Annotated in this window: 18 protein-coding genes; 12 read left to right on the top strand and 6 right to left on the bottom strand. The window is 68.8% G+C overall.

Annotation, left to right across the window (positions count from 1 at the left end; genetic code table 11):
- Nucleotides 1-24: 24 nt before the first annotated feature.
- Together H5V44_RS02200 and H5V44_RS02195 are read left to right on the top strand one after the other, a co-directional pair.
- Nucleotides 25-1860, top strand: coding sequence for an acetyl-CoA carboxylase biotin carboxylase subunit (locus H5V44_RS02200; RefSeq protein WP_185191498.1), 1836 nt, complete (start codon nt 25-27; stop codon nt 1858-1860).
- A 7-nt stretch (nt 1861-1867) separates the two neighbouring features.
- Nucleotides 1868-2815, top strand: a complete 948-nt coding sequence (locus H5V44_RS02195) for a biotin--[acetyl-CoA-carboxylase] ligase (protein ID WP_185191497.1) — start codon at nt 1868-1870, stop codon at nt 2813-2815.
- 124 nt (nt 2816-2939) lie between these two features.
- Here H5V44_RS02195 and H5V44_RS02190 read toward each other — a convergent pair whose 3' ends face one another.
- A complete protein-coding gene (locus H5V44_RS02190) occupies nt 2940-3221 on the bottom strand; it encodes a hypothetical protein (protein WP_185191496.1) in 282 nt (93 codons plus the stop codon).
- 134 nt (nt 3222-3355) lie between these two features.
- Here H5V44_RS02190 and H5V44_RS02185 point away from each other — a divergent pair, with 134 nt between their 5' ends.
- Both H5V44_RS02185 and H5V44_RS02180 read left to right on the top strand, forming a co-directional pair.
- Complete coding sequence (locus H5V44_RS02185) at nt 3356-4153, top strand: inositol monophosphatase family protein (RefSeq protein WP_185191495.1); 798 nt, start codon at nt 3356-3358, stop codon at nt 4151-4153.
- A 70-nt stretch (nt 4154-4223) separates the two neighbouring features.
- Nucleotides 4224-5363, top strand: coding sequence for a DUF63 family protein (locus H5V44_RS02180; protein ID WP_185191494.1), 1140 nt, complete (start codon nt 4224-4226; stop codon nt 5361-5363).
- 162 nt (nt 5364-5525) lie between these two features.
- Here the strand turns inward: H5V44_RS02180 and H5V44_RS02175 are convergent, their stop codons facing one another.
- Nucleotides 5526-7217 (bottom strand): YcaO-like family protein, encoded by a 1692-nt coding sequence (locus tag H5V44_RS02175; RefSeq protein WP_185191493.1) that lies wholly within the window; start codon nt 7215-7217, stop codon nt 5526-5528.
- A gap of 93 nt (nt 7218-7310) precedes the next feature.
- Here H5V44_RS02175 and tbsP point away from each other — a divergent pair, with 93 nt between their 5' ends.
- The 4 genes from tbsP (at nt 7311) to H5V44_RS02155 (ending at nt 11517) form a co-directional block, all read left to right on the top strand.
- Nucleotides 7311-8126: a transcriptional regulator TbsP gene (gene tbsP, locus H5V44_RS02170; protein ID WP_185191492.1), complete on the top strand. Its 816-nt coding sequence runs from the start codon at nt 7311-7313 to the stop codon at nt 8124-8126.
- A gap of 99 nt (nt 8127-8225) precedes the next feature.
- Nucleotides 8226-9113: a bifunctional methylenetetrahydrofolate dehydrogenase/methenyltetrahydrofolate cyclohydrolase gene (locus H5V44_RS02165; RefSeq protein ID WP_185191491.1), complete on the top strand. Its 888-nt coding sequence runs from the start codon at nt 8226-8228 to the stop codon at nt 9111-9113.
- A gap of 149 nt (nt 9114-9262) precedes the next feature.
- On the top strand, nt 9263-10282 hold the full coding sequence (locus H5V44_RS02160) for a DHH family phosphoesterase (protein ID WP_185191490.1): 1020 nt from the start codon (nt 9263-9265) through the stop codon (nt 10280-10282).
- 194 nt (nt 10283-10476) lie between these two features.
- Nucleotides 10477-11517, top strand: a complete 1041-nt coding sequence (locus H5V44_RS02155) for a hypothetical protein (RefSeq protein WP_185191489.1) — start codon at nt 10477-10479, stop codon at nt 11515-11517.
- Between the two features lies 1 nt (nt 11518).
- Here the strand turns inward: H5V44_RS02155 and H5V44_RS02150 are convergent, their stop codons facing one another.
- The 3 genes from H5V44_RS02150 to H5V44_RS02140 form a co-directional block, all read right to left on the bottom strand.
- Nucleotides 11519-12118, bottom strand: coding sequence for an LURP-one-related/scramblase family protein (locus H5V44_RS02150; protein WP_185191488.1), 600 nt, complete (start codon nt 12116-12118; stop codon nt 11519-11521).
- A 422-nt stretch (nt 12119-12540) separates the two neighbouring features.
- Nucleotides 12541-13383, bottom strand: a complete 843-nt coding sequence (locus H5V44_RS02145) for a fumarylacetoacetate hydrolase family protein (RefSeq protein WP_185191487.1) — start codon at nt 13381-13383, stop codon at nt 12541-12543.
- A 79-nt stretch (nt 13384-13462) separates the two neighbouring features.
- Nucleotides 13463-13966, bottom strand: a complete 504-nt coding sequence (locus H5V44_RS02140; RefSeq protein ID WP_185191486.1) for a VOC family protein — start codon at nt 13964-13966, stop codon at nt 13463-13465.
- 92 nt (nt 13967-14058) lie between these two features.
- Between H5V44_RS02140 and H5V44_RS02135 the strand changes: the two genes are divergently transcribed.
- The 4 genes from H5V44_RS02135 to H5V44_RS02120 are packed head-to-tail and all read left to right on the top strand — an operon-like array spanning nt 14059 to nt 17496.
- A complete protein-coding gene (locus H5V44_RS02135) occupies nt 14059-14484 on the top strand; it encodes a secondary thiamine-phosphate synthase enzyme YjbQ (RefSeq protein ID WP_185191485.1) in 426 nt (141 codons plus the stop codon).
- A gap of 42 nt (nt 14485-14526) precedes the next feature.
- Entirely contained in the window at nt 14527-15306 is a 780-nt protein-coding gene (locus tag H5V44_RS02130) for a class I fructose-bisphosphate aldolase (RefSeq protein WP_185191484.1), read from the top strand.
- Nucleotides 15303-15998 (top strand): triose-phosphate isomerase, encoded by a 696-nt coding sequence (locus tag H5V44_RS02125; RefSeq protein WP_185191483.1) that lies wholly within the window; start codon nt 15303-15305, stop codon nt 15996-15998. Before H5V44_RS02130 ends, H5V44_RS02125 begins: the two co-directional genes overlap by 4 nt.
- A 55-nt stretch (nt 15999-16053) precedes the next feature.
- A complete protein-coding gene (locus tag H5V44_RS02120) occupies nt 16054-17496 on the top strand; it encodes a rhamnulokinase (protein WP_185191482.1) in 1443 nt (480 codons plus the stop codon).
- Here the strand turns inward: H5V44_RS02120 and H5V44_RS02115 are convergent.
- A complete protein-coding gene (locus H5V44_RS02115) occupies nt 17493-18272 on the bottom strand; it encodes an SDR family NAD(P)-dependent oxidoreductase (RefSeq protein ID WP_185191481.1) in 780 nt (259 codons plus the stop codon). The two genes, H5V44_RS02120 and H5V44_RS02115, sit on opposite strands and share 4 nt — an antisense overlap.
- Nucleotides 18273-18337: the final 65 nt, after the last annotated feature.

Below are 18337 nucleotides of genomic sequence, written 5' to 3'. Positions count from 1 at the left end.
GCGTGTCGAGGAACGGGTCGGTAAATGTTCAACAAGGTGCTCGTGGCCAACCGGGGGGAGATCGCCGTCCGGGTGATGCGGGCGTGTCGCGACCTCGGCGTCCGAACCGTCGCCGTCTACAGCGACGCCGACAGACACGCCGGACACGTCCGGATGGCCGACGAGGCGTACAACGTCGGCCCCGCCCGCGCGGCGGACTCGTATCTGGATCACGAGGCCGTGATCGAGGCCGGACGGAAGGCCGACGCCGACGCGGTCCACCCGGGGTACGGCTTTCTGGCGGAGAACGCCGAGTTCGCCAGGAAGGTCGAGGAAAGCGACCTCGTCTGGATCGGCCCCTCCGCCGACGCGATGGAGCGGCTCGGCGAGAAGACCAAGGCACGCTCGCTGATGCAGGAGGCGGACGTGCCGGTCGTTCCAGGCACCACGGAGCCCGTCGAGTCCGCCGACGCGGTCAAGCAGGTCGCCGCGGAGTACGGCTACCCGGTCGCGATCAAAGCCGAGGGCGGCGGCGGCGGGCGCGGGCTGAAGGTGGTTCGCTCCGCCGAGGAGGTCGAAGCGCAGTTCGAGACCGCAAAGCGGGAGGGCGAGGCGTACTTCGACAACGCCTCGGTCTACGTCGAGAAGTATCTCGAAGCGCCCCGGCACGTCGAGGTCCAGATCCTCGCCGACGAGCACGGGAACGTCCGCCACCTCGGGGAACGGGACTGTTCGCTGCAGCGCCGCCACCAGAAGGTGATCGAGGAGGCGCCCTCGCCCGCGCTCGATTCCGACCTCCGCGAGGAGATCGGCGACGCGGCCAGACGCGGCGTCCGGGAGGCCGACTACACCAACGCCGGCACCGTGGAGTTCCTCGTCGAGGACACGGGCGAGGAAACCGAGTTCTACTTCATGGAGGTCAACACCCGGATCCAGGTCGAACACACGGTCACCGAGGAGGTCACCGGCATCGACATCGTGAAGTGGCAGCTCCGGGTGGCCGCCGGCGGGGAACTCGACTTCGCCCAGGAGTCGGTATCGATCGACGGCCACGCCATCGAGTTCCGGATCAACGCCGAGAACGCCGCCGACGACTTCGCGCCCGCGACGGGGACCTTGGAGACCTACGACCCGCCCGGCGGCGTGGGCGTCCGCGTCGACGACGCCGTCCGGCAGGCCGACGGGATCGGCGGCGACTACGACTCCATGATCGCGAAGCTGATCGTCGACGCCGGCGACCGCGAGGAGTGTCTCGCCCGGTCGGAGCGGGCGCTCTCGGAGTTCGAGGTTGAGGGCCTGCGGACGATCATCCCGTTCCACCGGCTGATGGTGACCGACGGGACGTTCCGGGCGGGCGAGCACACCACGAAGTATCTCGACGAGGAACTCGACCGCGGCCGGATCGAGCGCGCGGCCGAGAAATGGGGCGGGGAGTCGGACGGCGCCGACGAGGGCGACGACGACGCCACCGAAACCGCCGAACGCGAGTTCACCGTCGAGGTCAACGGCAAGCGGTTCGAGGTCAACCTCGAGGAGCGCGGCGCCCCCGCCGTCCCGGCGGTCGATGTCGCGGGCGAGACGGGGTCGGCCGGCGGTGGAGGAACCACCCGTTCCCGTCCGGACGAGGCGACCGACGACGGGGACGGGGCCGTCGAGATCGAGGGCGGCGGCGAGCGGGTCGTCGCGGAGATGCAGGGGACGATCCTGTCGGTCGAGGTCACGGAGGGCGACGAGGTCGCCGCCGGCGACGTGGTCTGCGTGCTGGAGGCGATGAAGATGGAGAACGACGTCGTGGTCGAGCGTGGCGGAACCGTCGCCGAAGTCCTCGTCGGCGAGGGCGACAGCGTCGATATGGACGACACCCTAGTGATTCTGGAGTGACCGGGCGATGAACGCGACGCGCCGCGCCCTGTTGGCCGCCCTCGAGGACGGGCCGATCGACGGCCCCACGCTCGCCACCCGGCTTGAGGTCTCGCGGGCGGCAGTCTGGAAGCAGGTCGAAGCGCTCCGCGAGGAGGGGTTCGGGATCGAGAGCGGCGACGACGGCTACCGGGTGGACGAAGTCCCGGAGTACGGGGCCGCGGCGCTGGCGTTCGGGCTGGATGCGCCCTACGACGTCGAATACCACGACCGGATCGGGAGCACCAACGACCGCGCCCGCGAACTCGCCGAGGAGGGGGTCGACGACGTAGTCGTCGTGGCCGACGAACAGACCGGCGGACGCGGGCGGTTGGACCGCGAGTGGGCCGCACCCGCCGGCGGGGTGTGGGCGAGTCCGGTACTCCGCCCCGAGCGCCCGCCCGCGGAGGTCCCCATATACACCCTCGCGGCAGCGGTCGCGGTGACCCGTGCGGCACGCGAGGTCGGCGTCGAAGCGACCATCAAGTGGCCGAACGACGTGTTGGTGAACGACGGTGATGGCGAGGAACGGAAACTCGCCGGGATCCTGACCGAGATGGAGGGCGAGGCCGACCGCGTCTCGTGGCTGGTGCTGGGGATCGGCGTGAACGCCAACGTCGACCGCGACGCCCTCCCGCCGGGGGCAACAAGCCTCCGGGCGGCGGTCGGCGACGTCGACCGTCGGCGGTTCCTCCAGGGGATCCTGGAGGCGCTCTATGACCTGACCGGTGCCGACGCGGACCTTCGGGCCGTCCTCGACGCCTGGCGGGAGTACGCGAGCACGCTCGGCCGGCAGGTCAGGGTCGAGACGCCCCGCGGAACGGTTGCGGGCCGCGCGGTCGACGTCCGGTTCCCGGGGAGTCTGGTCGTCGGAACCGACGACGGCGAGCGTGCGGTCCACGCCGGCGACTGCGAACACGTGCGGCCGACGGAGTGACGCGGGCGATAGCAGGGGATGCCGGACGGAACTGACGGCAACGCGGGTCGTTGACGCCGAAACGAAAGAGACCTGTGTCGGTAACAGCGGACGCGGCCGGTGCGTTGGTGGCAGGGAGCGCCGATCAGTTCCCGTCGCCGCCGTCCGCGAGGGGACGGCCGCCGGGCGAGAGGATCCGGTCGGCGATCTGTCGGGCTTCGACGGCGGTCGGCGGCCGTTCCTCGACCGTTCGGTCGCCGATGGCTTCGATCACGGACATCACGTCCGAGAGGTCGCCGCGATCCGCGACGTCGGCGAAGACGTCCTCGTAGGCCCTCGCTTCCCAGTGATCGAGTTCGTAGTCGGAGACGCCGGACCGGGAGGCCACTGCGTATCGGAGCTGTCGTGCCGCGTCTGAGGGGTGCATACGAACACGAACGAACCGTTCCTACTAAAATGTACTCCGACTCGAAATCGAGTTAATTACGATGACGGGCGTCAGGCACCCCCCGCCGACCGCAACCCCCAGTGTTTAGATGGCCGGCGCGAGGGACGTGTCGTATGACGGACGACGAGCGGGCGTCGGTGGCGCGTCGGGCGGCCGAGGTGGGAGCCGAGGTCGCCGCGGATCGGTTCCGGACCGAGAATGAAGTCACGCGGAAGGCGAGCAAGACGGACGTGGTGACCGCGGCCGACCACGACGCACAGAAAGCCGTGATCGACGTTCTCGACGAGACATACCCGGAGGACGCGATCGTCGGCGAGGAGTCGGGGGCGCTGAAGCGGGTGCCCGACGCCGGCGCCGCGTGGGTGATCGATCCGATCGACGGGACCAACAACTACGTCCGCGGCGCCCGGTTGTGGGGGACGGCCGTCGCCGCGGTCCACGATGGGCAGCCGGTGGCGGGCGCGACGAACCTGCCGGCCCTGGACGACGTTTACTGGACCGACGGCGAGCGGACGTACCGCAACGGCGAGAGCGTGAGCGTCTCCGAGCGATCGGACCCCGAGACCTGCGCCGTCACGCCGACGATGTGGTGGGACTTCGACGCCCGGGACCGTTACGAGCGGGCGTGCGGGGCTATCGTCGAACGCTTCGGCGACCTCCGGCGGATCGGGTGTGCACAGGCCGAACTCGCGGGGGTCGCCGACGGATCGCTGGACGGCGTCGTGACCGACGTTCGGGCGAACCCCTGGGACACGCTCGCGGGCGTGGCGATGGTGCGGGCCGCCGGCGGAACCGTGACCGACATCGAGGGCGACCGGTGGCGACACGACTCGGTGGGCTTGGTCGCCTCGAACGGCAGAATTCACGGCTCCGTGCTCGCGGCCGCCCGGGAGATCCGCGGCGAGGAGTAGGCCCAGCGGCCGTGTGCGCGGCGCACCGAAGACCGGAATCCTCAACACGACCGGCGCCGGCTGTTCGGGTATGTCGACAGTCACGGACCGGGTCGGCGTCGACCCAGAGCGCCTCTGGGTCGGCGGCGTCGGAGCCGTCCTCCTGGGGCTCGTGGCCGGCGTCCTCGCGTTTCCCGAGGCCGTCTACGACGGGTTCATCTGGCACTACTTCTGGGGCCCGGTGCAGGCGGACGCCAACTCCGCGGTCTGTGCGGTCCGGCCGGGGAGCACGGTCGAGTACATCTACGATTCGGCCGCGTGTGCGAACGCGGCGGAGCCGGTGGCGTATCCCGGCTACACGCTGGTCTCGGAGGTCGGATATATGATCACGCTGCTCGTCGCGCTCACCGGACTGGTGTTCCTCCTCCGGCGGCTGGACCTGGGGACCGACCGGGACTTCTTCTACGCGCTGCTGCCGTTCATCTTCCTCGGCGGCGCCCTCCGCGTCGTCGAGGACGCGAACGACGCTGTGCCGGCGGCGGAGGCGCTGATCAGCTACCCCCTGAACACGCTGCTGATCAGCCCGATCATCTACTTCACCGTCTTCGCGCTCACGCTGGGGACCGTGGTCGCCGCCGTCGCGGCCGAGCGGGCCAGCGTGGTCGAGAGCTACGGCCGGCCGGTGTTCGGGGCCGGAACCGCCTTCCTCGTGCTCACGCTCGGCTACCTCGCCTCGTTGCGGCTCGCCGGCGCCGAGGGCGTGGAGTTCTACCCGCAGGTCCTGATCGTCACCCTCGTGGGGGCGACGGTCGCCGCGCTCGTCAACTGGGGCCTGATCGAACGGTTCGCGCCGCAGGTGAACGCCGGAACCGGGACCATCGGGCTCGTTGTCCTCTGGGGGCACGCGGTCGACGGCGTCGCGAACGTGGTCGGGCTCGACTGGATGACCGCGCTCGGCGCCGGCCCGAACCTCGTGCCGAAACACCCGGTAAACCAGTTCGTGGTCGACGTCACCGCCGCAACCCTGCCGGCATCGGTGCTCGCGGTCACCGGCGACACCTGGCCGTTCCTCCTGGTGAAGCTCGTGGCCGCGACGTTCGTCCTCTGGGTCTTCGAGGAGGAGATCTTCGAGGACAGCCCGCGGTACACGATCCTCCTTCTGGTTGCGGTTCTCGCGGTCGGGCTCGGTCCCGGGACCAGGGATATGCTGCGGGCCACGTTCGGGGTCTGACCCGCCCCGGAGGTTTTTATCCGGGGACGCGGCCACCCCCGGTATCACGCCGGAGTGGGCCGCGCGACGGGCCGCGGGTGTCCGACACGTCGTCGCGCGGGGCGGTAGTGTCGGCTGTTAGCTACGTGCTCCCGGTCGCCGAGGGATAGTAACCCCTGCCGGTCACGGGAACGGGTGGTACGCGCGATCGAGGTCGGGCTCGAACCCGAGCTCCGCCGGGACGGTCCGGGCCCGGTCGCCGAAGAACGGTTCGCCCTGGAACAGCGGCTGTGCCGACGGCATCAACACGCGAACGGCCTCGAAGCCCAGCGAGGCGACGTCCCGGGTCGTCGTCCGGGCGGCGTAGGCGTCGAGGCCTGCCGCCGTCACGCGGTCGAGCACCGCCTCCAACTCGGCCCGCCCGGTCGGCAGCGACGCGGGTCCGACGCTGCCGGCCGGGACCGACGCGCCGGCGTCGAGGAAGTTTGCCGCGGGCCCCGGATCCGCCGCGTAGTCGCCGATGGCACCACCCTCGTTGGCCGCTGCTTCGGGTCCTAAAGCCCGCAGTTCCATCCAGTTCTGCAGCGCCTCCGCGAGCGCCGATCGGGTCGCGGCCGCGGGATCCAGCGACGCCGCCGACCCCGCGGCGAACCGGGGCCACGCCCCGTCACGGTGAACAGCGGCGGCGACGACCGGAACGTCGACGTCCTGGGTGACAAGGACCGTCGTGACTGACAGCTCCTCCGCCCGGGCGCGCCGGCGGAGCGCGTCGACGCCGTCGTCGTCGAGTTCGAGTTCCAGCGGCTCGAACGACGAGTACCACGCCAGCATCGTCGCGTCGCGTTCGATGGTCTCGTAGAGCCCGGCCAAAAGCGCCTCGACGCCGGAGTTGCCCAGCCCCAGTCCGGTCGTGATCGGGGGCTTGTACTCCTCGGCCGGCGGCGGGTAGTGGACGAACGCCGCCGGGAGGGAGGCCGACCCGTCGGTCGCGAGGTCGGTGCCCGGGACCCACGCGACCGGGGTTTCCGGATCCGGAACGTCTCCCCCCTCGGGGCGGACGAACCGCGACGGCGGAACCGGATTCGCGCGAGTGCGTTCGGGAGCAACGGTAAACGCCGACCGTCGGTAGACGCCCGCGCAGTACCGTTCTAACCCCTCGCCGAGCGCCTTCATAAACGCGCGATCCCAGTCGCGGTCGACCCCCGCGGCGAACTCCGCGGCGCGGACCTCGCTGAACCCGCGGGTGTCGGCCGTGCCAGCGAGGTAGTACGGTACCGGAAACGACTCCCGCTCGCCGACCTGTTCGATCGGCCCGATCCGCTCGTCGAGCGCCCGCTCCGCGCGGGCTAAGGCGTCGTCGAGGTCGACATCGCGGTGGTCGCGGCGCACCGTCCGGTCGCGGTCCTCCGGCGTCGGAACCGGGAGCAGCCGCCGTTCGGCAGTCACGCCGGCGCCCGCGACCTCGATCACGGTGCCGGCGACGCTCCGGTCACCGCTCAACAGCGCGACTGCCCGGCGTCCCGCAACCGCACCGGCGAACCGGACCGCGCTGCGGTCGCCGGAGGGCGAACCGTCGGTGTCGGTGGAAGCAGCGACCCGCTGTCGGAGATCCGCGAACCGCGGCCCCTCGGCGCCGAACACCGAGACGCTCGCGTCCATATCGGAGACTGCTCGACCGCCCACACCGCCGATTTCCACGACAGCGAGGCGGCCGTGATCGCCGTCGAGTGCCGCGGCGCTGCCGCCCGCGGGAACCACTACCACCGTCATCGCCGGCCGGCCGGCGTCGGTGACTGTCGCGTCGATATCCTCGAAGGCGGCAGCCGCTGCGTCCGCGGCGGGACCGTCGCCGACGATCCTGATGTCGTGTGTCACGCCTCCGAACTCGGTCGGGGAGAGGAAAAACCCGCGGAATATGCAGCTCGAACTGGGATAAAATTAAATAGTTGACGTAGAATTATAGCTGGTATGTGTCCCGAAAGTAACGTGCTCGACGACGACGTCGGGCAGGTCATCGCGTCGGCCCTCCAGTCCGGGTCGGGCACGGCGTACGTGGTCGATCCGACGGCGTCGATGGTACGATCGCTAGTCGAGGCCGGGGTCGGTACCGACCGGTCCGCGTCCGTCGGCGTCCTCGCGGATCGCTCGGTGCTGAAGCGGATGGCCGAGGAGTTCCCGGTCGCGACCGCCGCCGCGGAGCTGGTGGAGGGCGGTGCGATCGAACTCCGGGTCGCGGAGGCCACCGCCGGGAACGCTCTCGTGGTGACCGAGGGGTCGGTCGTTGCGGTCGTCGACATCGAGGAGCGGGTCGCCGGCCTCGTCACCGACGACGAGGCGTTCGTCGCCGAGGCGAACGGGACGTACCGCGAGCGGTTCGAGGCGGCGGAGCCGTTCACACTTCGCACCCCGGCGCTGTCGGCGGTCCGGACCTCGCTGGAGACCGAACTCGGCGAGGAGGTACGGTCCGACTTCGATGCAGTCTTCGAGTCGCTGGAGGCACGGGAGGGTCCCGATCTCGACGAGGTCGTGGTCAGCCTGCTGGTGGCGGCTCGGAACGACGTCCTCCTGTACGACGTCTCGAAGTGGGGCGAGGACGCCGGGATCGCGAGCAAGGCCACGTTCTCGCGCACCAAGACCGAACTCGAGGAGCGCGGCGTGATCGAGACCGAGAAGGTCCCGATCGACGTCGGTCGGCCGCGGCTCCGGCTCCGGCTCGGCGACGAGCGGCTCCGTGAGGCGTCACCGGAGGACCTCGCCGCCGTGGCCGCGGAGCTCCTGGCGTAGCGGGGCCCGGCTTTCGGCCGGCGTCGGACTGCTGGGGCATAAGAACACCTTGCGGTGTGAACCGGTACCTTTGAAGTGCGGGATCGGTTCCGACTAGGTATGACGGAGATCATCGACGGCAACGAGGTCGCCCAGGGGATCCGAGACGGACTGGTAGCCGGGATCGACGACCTCACCGCGGCGGGGACCACCCCGTGTCTCGCGACGGTACTGATGAACAACGATCCCGCGAGCCAGACGTACGTCTCGATGAAACACAAGGACTGCGAGGAGGTCGGGATCGCCACCCGGGACATCGAGCTCGACCCCGAGGCGCCCGCCGCGGAGCTTTTCGACACCGTCGACGAGCTCAACGCCGACCCCGAGGTCCACGGGATCCTCGTCCAGATGCCGCTGCCCGACCACGTCGACGAGCGGGAAGTCCTCCGGCGGATCGACCCCGCGAAAGACGTCGACGGCTTCCACCCCGAGAACGTGGGCCGGCTCGTGGCCGGGAACGCCAGATTCAAACCCTGTACGCCCCACGGCGTCCAGAAGCTGCTCGCCGCCGCCGATGTCGAAACCGAGGGCGCCGACGCCGTCGTGGTCGGACGGTCGAACATCGTCGGCAAGCCGATGGCGAACCTCCTGATCCAGAAGGCCGACGGCGGGAACGCGACCACGACGGTGTGTCACTCCCGGACCGACGACCTGGAGGCGAAGCTCCGTGCCGCCGACATCGTGATCGCCGCCGCGGGCGTCCCGGAGATGATCACCGGCGATATGCTCTCGGCGGACACGGTCGTGATAGACGTGGGGATCAACCGCGTCGAGACCGACGAGGGATCGGAACTCGTCGGCGACGTCGACTTCGAGAGCGCAAAGCCGAAGGCGAAAGCGATCACGCCGGTGCCCGGCGGCGTGGGCCCGATGACGCGCGCGATGCTGCTGTGGAACACGGTGAAGGCCGCGAGCGCGGAGAGCGGCGTCGACGTCCGGTTGCCGTAGGTGTCGGCGCACAGGGGCTCGGCGTTTCGGAGCCGATGGGTCCGCGCCTGAGACCGTCGCGAACGCGACCTGGCCGGGGGCCGTGCCGGTGATCCGGACGGGAGCGTCGCGGACCGCCACGTTTTGTGTCGTCTCCCCGTACGCCGAGTATGTCCCGGCCACGAGAGCTCGAAGATCGCCTCGGCGCGGCTGAGGAACTCACCATCGTCTGCCACAACAACCCGGATCCGGACTGTCTGGCGAGCGCGTTCGCGCTGGGGCGGATCGCGACGGCGGCCGGGATCGACGAGCGACGGATCCTCTACAGCGGCGACATCTCCCACCAGCAGAACCGGGCGTTCGTCAATATGCTGGACATCGATCTACGGCTGTTCGAGGCCGAGGCCGTCCGGAACCGGTCGGCAGGGTCGCTGCTCGCCTTCGTTGATCACTCGGTGCCGGGCGCAAACAACCGAGTCCCGGCGGGGACGCCGATCGATATCGTGATCGATCACCACCCGATCGAGGGGGTCGAGGCGGCGTTCGTCGACCACCGGGAGGGCGTCGGCGCGACGGCGACGATCCTGACGGAGTACGTGCGGGAGCTGGAGACCGACGTAAACTCCGCGCTCGGGACGGCGCTGCTGTTTGCGATCCGGCGCGAGACGCTGGGGTTCCTCCGTGGCGCGACCCGCGCGGAGTACGACGCCGCGGGGTGGCTCCACGACCACGCGGACACGAGCCTGCTCCGGACGCTTTCGACCCCGTCGGTGACCGGCGCGACCGTCGATACGATCGCCAGCGCGATCCGGAACCGTACCGTCCGCGGGTCGGTACTGATTTCCGGGATCGGGCGGACGAGCGAACGCGACGCGCTGCCGCAGGCTGCGGACTACCTCGCGACGCTCGAGGGCGTCGAGACCGCAGTCGTGTTCGGGATCGTCGACGACGGGATCCAACTGTCGGCGCGATCAACGGACGCCCGCATCCACGTCGGTCAGGTGCTGGACGCGGCGTTCGGCGACGTCGGCAGCGCCGGCGGCCACCGCGAGATGGCCGGTGGAGAGGTGCCACTCGGGGTGTTCGCGGACTACACGAAAGACGACGCACAGCTGTTCTCGATCGTCGAGCAGGTGGTGACCAGCCGGCTCATCGCCGAACTCAATCTCGCGGAGGGGAGCGGGTCGTAGTCCGGCGGCGTCGCTCCCCCGCTGCCGTAGCCGAAGCGGGGCCTCCCGCGGGGCGGCACGCAAACTGACGGTCGGCACGGCACCGCCCCGACGTAGAGTCCCGGTCGGGGCCGTCCGACCGACCACCGAACGTTTTCCCCGGGGGCTGTGAACCGGCCGGGTATGGGCCGAAGAGGGGGCACCGGGCACCGTCGATGACCCGAGAGGACAACCCCGGAAACCGCTGGGCGCGGCTGACCTTCGAGATCGAGCTGTTCCGGTACAGCCCCCGAGAGTGGCTGTTGATGAGCGGCAACCGGGTGTTCGTCGCGGTATTGGAGTTTCTCCTGCTCGTCGGGGTCCTCGCCGGGCTCGTCGGCTCCGGACTCGTGCCGCTCCGCGAGGAGACGCCCGTGTTGTTCCTGCTTTTCGCGCTCGTCGCCGCCAACTTCACGCTGATCGCGATCGTCACGTCGCTCAGCCAGTTCGTGTTGTCGCGCCGGCTCGAGACGCCGGGCGAGATCCGCCGGAAGATCGACGACACGATCGACTACCGCGAGGAGCTGGGACGGAGCATCGGCGAGAGCGTCATCCCCGTCCAACCGGACGCCTTCCTGTTGATGCTCTTCCAACACGCGAGCACCCAGATCGACATCCTGGGCGAGCGGGGGTTGGAGGGCCGGACGCGGTTCGCCAGAGAGGAGTTAAACCGGCTCGTAACCGAACTCGGGGAACACTGCGACTACGTGATCAGCGTGCTCAACCGGCCGTCGAGCGGCGTGAAACACGCGCTTTTCGTCTCGCTGAGCGCCGACTACGAAACGGCCGTCTACCAGGCGTGGCACCTCCAGTGGGAACACGCCGACGAGTTCACCGAGGAGGCCGCCGAACCGCTGGCTCGTCTCGCGGGCACGCTTCAACACATCGAGGTCGCAAGCCGGCTGTTCAAGACCGTGTTCATCGAATCGGAGGTCTCGGAACTCTCCCGGTACCTCCTCTACGTCGGGCTCCCGGCGCAGCTCGCGGCCGTGACGCTGACGCTCGTCTACACGGCCGGCTCCGGACTCCCGCTCCCGGCGCCGACGCTCCGGGTGGTCGTCCCCGCAGTCATCGCTGCGGGCTTCGCCCCGTTCCTGCTTTTGAGCTCCTACGTCGTCCGGCTCACGGTGGTCGCCCACCGGACCGCCGACACCTTCCCGTTCAGTTCGTACCTCTCGGATGCGATCACTGCCACCGAGGAACACGACCGGGAGTGAGCTACTGGTTTTCGAGGGCGTCGAGAACGCACGCCGAGGCGATGACCGCCTCCCTCGGCACGTCGCTGGCGTCGTCGACGCTGACCGTATAGGTGTCCCGCAGGGAGAACTGCCCCTCGATGTCGCCGACGTGGTCGCCGTCGGCGTCGAGAATCTCGTATTTGTTCGGGATCAGGTTCGCAACCGAGACGAAATGTCTGAGCGCCGAGAGGAGCTCGCTCTTCGAGCGGATGGTCGCCAGCGCCGCCCCCGAGTCGGGGTCCCGAACCGTCCAGTGTTCCGAGAAAAGCGAGAGGTCCTCGTCGAGGACGACGACCTCCTCGCCGGTGCCCGCGTCGACGATGGCGTAGTTGCCCGCGACGTCTAAGATGCCGGCTGCCTTCACCGTGAACGCCTCGCTCCCGTCGCCGGTGACGAACGGGAACTCCTCTTTCAGTTTGAACAGCTTCTGTTTCGCACGCAGGACGACGTCGCCGCGGCTGTCGGTGACGACGTACTTGTTCCGGACGAACGACTGCGTGACCTCGTAGCGGTCGTCGTCGAGATTCACCGTGGAGATGTCGTAAGCGGATGACGACTCCGGATCGGAGGGCTCGGACATACCTGGACGGTGTCCGAGGAGCCGAATAAGTCTTCCACTCCGTCCAGGCGGACCGTGAGACCGTCCGAAGGGGATCGGGACCCGCGGGCAACCGGGCCGCGGCGTGTGAGAGACTGGTTCGGCCGAGCGAACGTAACGTATTTGTTAAAATAAAACATATCAATTTTTGCTATTACTGTTCGATATTCTCCCTCCGAGTTTCAGAGGAGTGCGTCTGTACTGTCTTTTGATTATTCTGGACATCCGATTCATATGAAATTTTTTATGGTAGTGCGGAAATAACATCTGAAACGTACTTTGTAGCCGTCCCTCGGCTCCGCCGAGCAAGTAGTAATCTCGCTGGGTGGAGGTCGGTAGGGTGACGGTGATGCTCGGCTCGCGTTCACCGAGCCGGGCCACCGCCGGGGTTGTGGGGCGCCCAGCTACTCGGTGGCGGCTTCGACCCGGTTCCGAAGCGTCCCGATTCCCTCGATGTCGACTTCGACCGTCTCACCCGCCTGGAGCGTGATGTCCTGGAACGCGCCGACGCCTTCCGGGGTGCCGGTCGCGATCACGTCGCCGGGTTCCAGCCGGACCCGCGAGGACACGAACGCGACGAGTTCAGCGACCGAGCGGACCATCATCGCGGTGGTGTCGTCCTGCATCGTCTCGCCGTCGACGCGGGAGGCGATCGCCAGGTCCTGTGGGTCGTCGATCTCGTCGACGACCACGTACGGCCCCATCGGCGTGGTCGCCTGCATCGACTTCCCGGAGAACCAATCGAGCATCTCGTCGTCGCCGACCCGCAACCCGAACTGGAGGTCCCGCGCCGTCGTGTCGTTGAAAATGGTATAACCGACGACGTGTTCGAGCGCCTCCTCGGCCGAGAGATGACGGCCGGGGGTGCCGATCACGGCCGCGAGTTCCGCCTCGTAGTCGAGCGCCTCGGTGACCCTCGTGTGATAGGAGATCGGCGCCTCGTGGCCGACGAGCGCCCGCGGGGGTTTCATAAATATCAGCGGCCACTCCGGGACGTCGATGTCGCTTTCGGCGGCGTGGGCCTCGTAGTTCAGGCCGGCACAGAAGACGGTGTTCCGGTCCGTCGTCGGCGGCAGGTATACCACTTCGTCGACGTCGAAGGTCGGGCCTTCGACGTCGGCGACGGCCTCCGGGCGGGCCAAGGCGTCGTCGAACCCCTCGACCCCGCCGGTGACGTCCCGCACCACGTCGCCCTCGAAGACCCCGATGCGCTGCTCGTCGTCCGCCTGAAAGCGTCCTAACCGCATACCCGACCCACTCACCGCAGGGTGTTTATCCTTTCCGCTCGGAGCCGGAGCTCCGTGCCCTCCGCGACAGCGCCGGAGGTCAGTACTCCATATTACAGTGCATATGCTCGTACCCGCGGGAGTGGAGTTCGACGATGTTGCCCCACGGATCCGCACAGTAACACATCCGGTAGTCCGGCGTATCGGGGAAGATGTTCCACACCTTCGAGCTGAGCTGCTCGCCGCCGTGTTCGGCGATCCGGTCGGCCGTGGCCTGGACGTTCGGATCCTGGACACAGAAATGCGAGAGTCCGGCACTCGTCGGATCCGGGTCGTTCCGTTCGACCCCCTCGAACTCGAACAACTCCAAGCCGACGTGGTTGCCGGTCGCCAGGTGGGCGATCTTCATCTCGCCGAAATCCTGGCCCACGGCGTCCTGCGCCAGCATCCCGAAGTGGCCGACGCCCGCCTCGACGGTGTCGGGCTCCATCACGGGCGTGAGCCCCAACACGTCCTGGTACCACTCGAAGGCCTCGTCGATGTCGCTGACCGCCAGACCGATGTGCCCCATCGTCCGCGGGTACGGTCGCTCTCCTTCGGACATACGGTGAGGCTGAGAGTCCAAAATCAAAAGCGTTCCGAGAAACATATGAGAATTTACAATAATTATAAGTAGCGAATCGAGCATCGACCCGTATGCGTATCCGCAAGCGGACCTTCTCGATCGAGACGGCCGACCGGTTCGACATCCGGAACGTCTCGCCGGAGGTCACCGCCGCGATCGAGGACATCGGGGCCGAAGAGGGGCTCGCGTGGGTGTCGACGCCGCACACTTCCGCGGCGCTGTCGACCAACGAGTTCGAGGAGAAGCTCCTGTTCGATATGAAGCGCCGGTTTATGGAACTGGCCCCGCCCGACGACGGCTACTATCACGACACCGACCACATCAACCGCGGGGAACAGCCCAACGCCCACGCCCACCTGCTGTCGGCGATGATCAAGCGGCCGGTCCTGACGCTTTTGGAGGACGGCGAACTCGATCTGGGCACCTGGGAGGAGATCATGTTCTTCGAGCTCTGTGGCCCCCGCGAACGCGAGGTGGACGTCGTTGTCCTCGATTGACCGGCCGAGGGCCGCCTGCCGCCGCGGTCGGGGAGGCGAGCGATGAACGAGGACGCGGTCGTGGTCGCAATCGACCACGGCCTCCACTGGGGGAGTTACGAGGATTTCGCCGATCCCGAGGCGACGCTCCGAACCCTGTTGGAGGCGAACGTTGATGGATTGCTCGCCGGCGTCCCGTTCCTCCAGCGGTTCGGATCCCTGATCGACGACTACGACGTCAGCCGGATCGCGACGCTCGACCTGTTGCACAACTCCACGACCCCCGGCGGGGACGACGGCAGCGAGATCCACACCCAGGTGTTCTCGCCGGAGGCCGCCGCGGCGGCCGGCGCCGACGCCGCGAAGATGGCGCTGGTCTACGGCCGGTCGGATCCGGCCGTACTGTCGGGCAACGTCGAGTTCGTCGCCGACGCGGCGGACGCGTGCAACGACGTCGGGCTTCCACTCGTTGTGGAGCCGACGCTGTGGGGCCAGGAGATCGACGACGAGTTCGACGGCGAACTGCTCGCCGACGCCGCCCGGATCGCCTTCGAGTTGGGGGCAGACGTGCTCAAGACGCCGTACCCGGGGGATTCGGAGTTCGTCCCGATCGTCGAGCACGCGCCGGTGCCGGTGTACATCGCCGGCGGCCCCGCCGTCGGGAGCGACCGGGAGGTCCTGGAGATGGTCGCCGGCGCCCGCGACGCGGGCGGTCGCGGCGTGATGTTCGGCCGGAACGTGTGGCAACGTGAGGACCCCGCCGCCGTGGTCGATGCGTTCCGGCGAATCGTCCACGACGGGGCCAGCGTGGACGAGGCCGCCGCAGCGTTGGAGGACGTATGACCCACGACCACGCCGTCCCGTATCCGCACTTCCAGGTGAACTGCAAGATCTATCCGGGCACCGGCGGCGACGACGGTCTGGAGTTCGCCCGGATCGTCGAACGCGTACAGAACGACACCGACGCGACGTTCGTGTTCACGCCCCAGTTGCCGGACCTCCGGCGGATCGCCACGGAGACCGACCTCGCCGTGACGACGCCGGCTGTCGACGGGGTGGAGCCGGGGCGGGGGATCGGGAAGATCCTCCCGGAGACCATCCAGGCGGCGGGGGCGCTGGGCGCGGTCATCAACCACGCCGAGGCGCGCGATACCCTCTCGGCGATCGAACGGAAGATCCACCGGTGTCGGGAGGTCGGGATGGACTCGATCGTCTGCGTCGACAGCGTCGAGATGGGGCGCGCTGTCGCAGCGTTCGACCCCGATTCGCTGGTGTTCGAGAAGCCGGCGGACATCTCGACGGACCGCGCGATCACCCAGACCCACCCGGAGCGCGTCCGGGAGTTCGTCCGGGCGATCGACGAGGTCAACCCGCGGACGGCCGTCCTGGTCGGCGGCGGGATCTCCACCGTAGACGACGTCCGGAAGGCGTTCGAGCAGGGTGCCGACGCGGCGGGCGCGGCGTCGGCGATCTCGCTCGCCGACGACCCGGAGCCCCGGCTTCGGTCGATCGCCGAGGCGTTCGAGGATGTCTGAAGCGTCCGCTCGTCCGTACTGAACCTTTTTTACATAATTCGTCGTATACGGCCGTATGGAGCAGCGGCTCGCGATCGACGTCGGCAGTAGCGGGGTCAAGGTGTACGCCGGGGGCATCGACGACGGCGAGTTGCGCTTCGAGCGGATCGCCCGGATGGACAACGCCACCGAGTGGCAGGACGGCCGGCACGTCTGGGACGTCGACACCCTGACCGACCGGCTGCGCGAGGAGATCCGCAGGGCCGCCGCCGAGTACGATTCCGTCGCCTCCGTCGGGATCGACGCGACCGCGCTGGATTTCGGCCTGCTCGCCGACGGCGGGTTGGTCAGGAACCCCTACTTCTACCGCGACCCCTCGCTGTGGACCGCGACCGACGCGGTCACCGACCGGTGTTCGGCGCGCGAGTCGTTTCACCTGACCGGGTACAACGGGCCGCCGGGACCGCTGTACTACCAACTACAGGAGTCGCCGGAGGCCTTCGAGGAGGCCGATACGCTCGTTCCGCTGCCGGGGGTGCTCAGCCACCAACTCGGCGGCGACGCCGCGACGGAGGCGTCGTACGCGATGACGCTCCGGCTGCTCGACATCCGCTCGCGGGACTGGGCCGACGACCTGATCGACGCGATCGGGTTCCCGCGGGGACTGCTCCAGGAGCCGGTGCCGCCGGGGACCGCCGTGGGATCGGTCGACGCCGTCGACGGCGAGCCGGAGATCGTGCTGCCGGCGAGCCACGACACCGCCTCCGCGGTGGGCGCGCTGCCGCTCACCGCCGACAACAACGCCTTCCTCTGTACGGGGTCGTGGTTCATTCCCGGGGTGGAGCTTCCGGAGCCGCTCGTCACCGACGCGGTGTTCGAGGCGGGCGGCTCCAACGAGGTCGGCGTCGAGGGCACCGTCCGGTTCCTCCGGAACCTCCCCGGGTTCAGCCTGCTTGAGCACTGCCGCGACGAGTGGCGGGAGACCGACGCGACCCACGAGTACGAACCGCTCCTCGAAGGCGCCGCCGACCTCCCCCTCGACGGCCCGGTGATCGACATCCGCGACGACGCGTTCGTGGAAGCACAGTTCGACGGCGACGTCGAGACACGGGTCCGCGAGTACTGCGAACGAACCGGCCAGCAGCCGCCCGAAGACGAGTTCGAGATGACCCGGTGTCTGCTCGTCAGCCTGGCGGTGGGGGCGGCGCTCGTCGTCGAGCGGCTGATCGACCTCGCCGACGAGTCGGTCGAACGGATCCACCTGGGGGGCGGCGGCGTCAGAAACGACCTGTTCTGCTCGATGTTCGCGTCGGCGGTCGGCCGCCCCGTCGAAGCCGGGCCGACGGAGGCGACGGCGCTCGGTAACGTGCTCTACCAGCTCCGTTCGGGCGGGGAGATCCCCGACTTCGAGGCCGGCCGGCAGCTGGTCACCGACCGGTTCGCGCTGACGCGGTACGAGCCCGAAGCGCAGTCGACGTGGGCGACGCTCCGGGAGCGGGTCCGCGAGTCGGGGGGTTAGTGGGCGGTCCAGCCGCCGTCGACGGTGAGGACGGAGCCGGTGACGAACGACGCGGCGTCGGAGGCGAGAAACACCGCCGCGCCGACGACCTCCTCCGGTTCCCCGAACCGACCGAGGAGGTGCCCCTCGCGCATCCGCTCGTACCACTCCCGGTCGCTCATCGCCTCCCGGACCAGCGGGGTCTTCATGTACCCCGGTGCGAGGGCGTTGACGCGGACCTCCGGCGCCCATTCGGCCGCCAGCACCTTCGTCAACTGGATCACGCCGCCCTTGCTCGCGGAGTAGGCGGACTGGTCGGCGCCGCCGTCGATTCCCCGGACGGAGGCCATGTTGATGACCGACCCGTCGCCGGCGTCGACGAGCGGCTCGCCCAGGACCTTCGCCGCCCGGAACATCCCGTCTAAGTTCAGGCGGATGATCTCCCGCCACTCCTCGAAGGAAAGCTCGAAGACGGGCCTGCGGGTGTTGATTCCCGGGACGTTACACAGGATCTGATACCCGCCGTGTTCGTCGCGGACCGTCCCGCGGAGGGACCGCAGTGACTCGTCGTCGGTGACGTCGACCTCCATCGCGACGCCGTTCGTACACGCATCGGCGACCGCCGCCGCCGCCTCGCCGTCGATGTCCGCAACGACGACCGTCGCGCCGCGGGCGTCGAAGCCGAGTGCGATCGCCCGCCCGAGCCCGGAGCCGGCGCCGGTGACGATGGCCCGCCGACCGGAGAGGTCGAACATCGACTCCGGATCGAACTGCCAACTCCCGGACCTCCAACTCATACCCCTCAACTGTCCGTTACCCTTGATAAAATTTTGGGGCGGAGCCGCGCGAGACGCCGGCGACG

The sequence above is a fragment of the Halobellus ruber genome, from assembly GCF_014212355.1.
GTDB lineage: Archaea > Halobacteriota > Halobacteria > Halobacteriales > Haloferacaceae > Haloquadratum > Haloquadratum rubrum.
Note: the sequence above shows the minus strand (reverse complement) of the source record. Positions and strands in the feature narration are given on the sequence as shown.